Raw genomic sequence first — 3,831 nt, forward strand, 5'->3', positions numbered from 1 at the left:
CCGCCGAAGGCGACCGGCAGCCCGGTGGCGCGCCGCAGTCGCAGCAGCGCGGCCCGGATCTCCGCCGCGTCCGCCGCCCACTCCGTGCTCCGCCCCGCGCCGTGCGCCGTGCCGTGCGCTCCTGGGTGCGCCGTCATGATCGTCCTCCGTCCGCGAGCGCCGCTCCGCGTGCCCTCCGCGCCCTCCACCCCCGAACGGGGGTAGTGAGACCTGTGTCACGCATCTCACGATGAGTACGAGTGGTTTCGCAACCTGGAGGACACATGTCGGCTACGCCCCCCGCCGCCGCCCCGCCCGGCGAACCGGCCGCCGGCGACGGTGAACCGGCCCCCACCGCCGCCTTCCGCGCCGCCCGCGACTTCCTCCTGCGCCACGGCGAGGACTACGCGGCGGCGCACGCCGGCTTCGCGTGGCCGCGCCCGGAGCTGTTCAACTGGGCGCTCGACTGGTTCGACAGGATTGCTGCGGGCAACGAGCGCACCGCGCTGCACCTCGTCGAGGAGGACGGCTCGCGCGTGGAGCTGTCCTTCGCGGAGCTGTCCCGCCGCTCCGCGCGCGCCGCGAACTGGCTGCGCGGCCTCGGCGTCGCCCCGGGCGACCGCGTCCTGCTCATGCTCGGCAACCAGGCCGAGCTGTGGGAACTCATGCTCGCCGCGATGAAGCTGCGCGCCGTCGTCATCCCCGCGACCACGCTCCTGGGCCCCCTCGACCTGCGCGACCGCGTCGAGCGCGGCGAGGTGAGTCACGTCGTCGCCCGCTCCGCCGACCTGGAGAAGTTCGCGCGCGTCCCCGGCGACTGGACCCGCGTCGCCGTCGGCGCGCCCGTCCCCGGCTGGCACGACTACGCCGAAGCCGCCACCGCCGACGCGGAGTTCGTCCCCGAGGGCCCCACCCGCTCCGACGAGACCCTCATGCTCTACTTCACCTCCGGCACCACCGCGCGCCCCAAACTCGTCGAGCACACCCACCTGTCCTACCCCGTGGGCCACCTCTCGACGATGTACTGGATCGGGCTGCGCCCGGGGGACGTGCACCTCAACATCTCCTCGCCCGGCTGGGCGAAGCACGCCTGGTCGAACTTCTTCGCGCCGTGGAACGCCGAGGCGACTGTGTTCGTCTTCAACTACACGCGCTTCGACGCGGGCCGCCTCATGGCCGAGATGGACCGCGCGGGCGTCACGAGCTTCTGCGCGCCGCCCACCGTGTGGCGCATGCTCATCCAGGCCGACCTGAGCGGCCTGAAGACCCCGCCGCGCGCCGTCGTCGCGGCCGGCGAACCCCTCAACCCCGAGGTCATCGAGCACGTGCGCCGCTCCTGGGGCGCCACGATCCGCGACGGCTTCGGCCAGACCGAGACCTCCGTCGCCGTCGCCAACTCCCCCGGCCAGCCCCTCAAGCCCGGCTCCATGGGCCGCCCCAGCCCCGGCTTCACGATCGAACTCCTCGACCCCGTGACTGGCGAACCGGGCGCCACGGAGGGCGAGATCAGCCTCGACCTCTCGGCCCGCCCCGTCGGCCTCATGCGCGGCTACCACGGGGACCAGGAACGCACCTCCGCGGCGACGGCGGGGGGCTACTACCGCACGGGCGACATCGGCGCGCGGGACGAGGACGGCTACCTCACGTACGTGGGCCGCGCGGACGACGTCTTCAAGGCGAGCGACTACAAGATCAGCCCCTTCGAGCTGGAGAGCGCGCTCCTCGAACACCCGGCCGTCGCCGAGGCCGCCGTCGTGCCCGCGCCCGATCCCGTACGGCTCAACGTCCCCAAGGCGTACGTCGTCCTCGCCGAGGGGTACGCGCCCGACGCCGCGACAGCGAAGCTCCTCTTCGCGCACTCGCGCGCCGTCCTCGCCCCGTACAAGCGCCTGCGCAGGCTGGAGTTCGGCCCGCTGCCCAAGACCATCTCCGGCAAGATCCGCCGCGTCGAACTCCGTGAGGCGACCGCGAACGGCTCCGACGCCGAGTACCGCGAGGAGGACTTCCGATGAGCACCGCGACCCCCGTGCCCCCGCCCTCGTACGCCCACGGCACCTCCACCACGCCCCTGCTCGGCGAGACGATCGGCGAGAACCTGACGCGAATCGTCGCCACGTATCCAGGGCGCGAAGCGCTCGTCGACGTCGCGAGCGGCCGGCGCTGGACGTACTCCGCCTTCGGCGAGGCCGTCGAACGCCTCGCGCGCGGGCTCCTCGCCCGCGGCGTCCTCAAGGGCGACCGGGTCGGCATCTGGGCCGTCAACAGCGCCGAGTGGGTGATGCTCCAGTACGCCACCGCACGGGTCGGCGCCATCCTCGTCAACATCAACCCCGCCTACCGCGCCCACGAACTCGGTTACGTGCTGCGGCAGTCCGGCACCCAGCTCCTCGTCGCCTCGCTGCGCCACCGCGACACCGACTACCGCGCCTTCGTCGACGAGGTGCGCCCCGAGTGCCCCGAACTGCGCGAGGCCGTCTACATCGGCGACCCGAGCTGGGACGCCCTCGTCCTCGCGGGCGCGGACGTCCCCGTCGCGCGGCTCCGTGCCCGCGAGGCCGAGCTGTCCTGCGACGACCCCGTCAACCTCCAGTACACCTCCGGCACCACCGGCTTCCCCAAGGGCGCGACCCTCTCCCACCACAACCTCCTCAACAACGGGTACTGGGTGGGCGAGACCGTCGGCTACACGGAGCAGGACCGCGTGTGCCTGCCCGTTCCCTTCTTCCACTGCTTCGGCATGGTCATGGGGAACCTCGGGGCCACCTCGCACGGCGCCTGCGTCGTCGTCCCCGCGCCCTCCTTCGACGCCCGCGCGACCCTGGAGGCCGTCGAGAAGGAGCGCTGCACGTCGCTGTACGGGGTCCCGACGATGTTCATCGCGGAGCTGAACCTCCCCGACTTCGGCTCCTTCGACCTCACCTCGCTGCGCACCGGGATCATGGCCGGTTCGCCGTGCCCCGTCGAGGTCATGAAACGGGTCGTCGCCGAGATGCACATGGCCGAGGTGTCCATCTGCTACGGCATGACCGAGACCTCGCCCGTCTCCTGCCAGACCCGCGCCGACGACGACCTCGCCCACCGCACGGGCACCGTGGGACGCGTCCTGCCGCACCTGGAGGTCAAGGTCGTCGATCCCGTCAGCGGCGTCACGGTGCCGCGCGGCACCCAGGGCGAACTGTGCACGCGCGGCTACTCCGTCATGCTCGGCTACTGGGAGGACCCCGAGCGCACCGCCGAGGCCGTCGACCCCGGGCGCTGGATGCACACCGGGGACCTCGCCCTCATGCGCGAGGACGGCTACGTCGAGATCGCGGGCCGCATCAAGGACATGATCATCCGCGGCGGCGAGAACATCTACCCGCGCGAGATCGAGGAGTTCCTTCACACCCACCCGAAGATCTCCGACGTGCAGGTCGTCGGCGTCCCCGACGCGCGCTACGGCGAATCCGTGCTCGCCTGCGTCATCCCGCGCGATCCCTCCGACGCGCCCACGCTCGACGAGATCCGCGCCTTCTGCCGCGACCGCCTCGCCTCCTACAAGATCCCCGGCCGCCTCGAAGTCCTCGCCGCCTTCCCCATGACGGTCTCGGGAAAGGTCCGGAAGATCGAACTGCGCGAGACGTACGGGGACGCCTGAGGGCGCGGGGTCGCCTGGCTAGCGGGGGGTCGGCTGGCGCGTGGGGCCGCCTGGCGCGGGGGGACGCCTGAGCGCGCGGTCCGGCGTCCCCGCACGCCCGTCCCCCTACCGGTGCCCCAGCCGCTCCGCCGCCTCGTTCAGCGGCCGGACGAGGCCCGTCGCCTCCAGCGCGAAGAGCGGCACCCCGAGCCGCACCGCGCTCTCGGCCGCCCCCG

2 protein-coding genes are annotated in these 3,831 nt (G+C 72.7%); both read left to right on the forward strand.

Annotated features, from left to right (window positions below):
* Positions 1-263: 263 nt before the first annotated feature.
* Positions 264-1,991 (forward strand): AMP-binding protein, encoded by a 1,728-nt coding sequence (locus G3I42_RS20380; RefSeq protein ID WP_164287942.1) that lies wholly within the window; start codon positions 264-266, stop codon positions 1,989-1,991.
* Positions 1,988-3,616 carry an AMP-binding protein gene (locus G3I42_RS20385; protein WP_164287944.1) on the forward strand — a complete coding sequence of 543 codons (1,629 nt, stop codon included), beginning with the start codon at positions 1,988-1,990 and terminating at the stop codon, positions 3,614-3,616. Before G3I42_RS20380 ends, G3I42_RS20385 begins: the two co-directional genes overlap by 4 nt.
* Positions 3,617-3,831 lie beyond the last annotated feature (215 nt).

This window comes from Streptomyces sp. SID11385, from assembly GCF_010548245.1.
Lineage (GTDB): Bacteria > Actinomycetota > Actinomycetes > Streptomycetales > Streptomycetaceae > Streptomyces.

Coding starts and splice junctions, on each gene's coding strand:
- G3I42_RS20380 (WP_164287942.1), top strand. CDS start 264: ATGTCGGCTACGCCCCCCGCCGCCGCCCCGCCCGGCGAACCGGCCGCC.
- G3I42_RS20385 (WP_164287944.1), top strand. CDS start 1,988: ATGAGCACCGCGACCCCCGTGCCCCCGCCCTCGTACGCCCACGGCACC.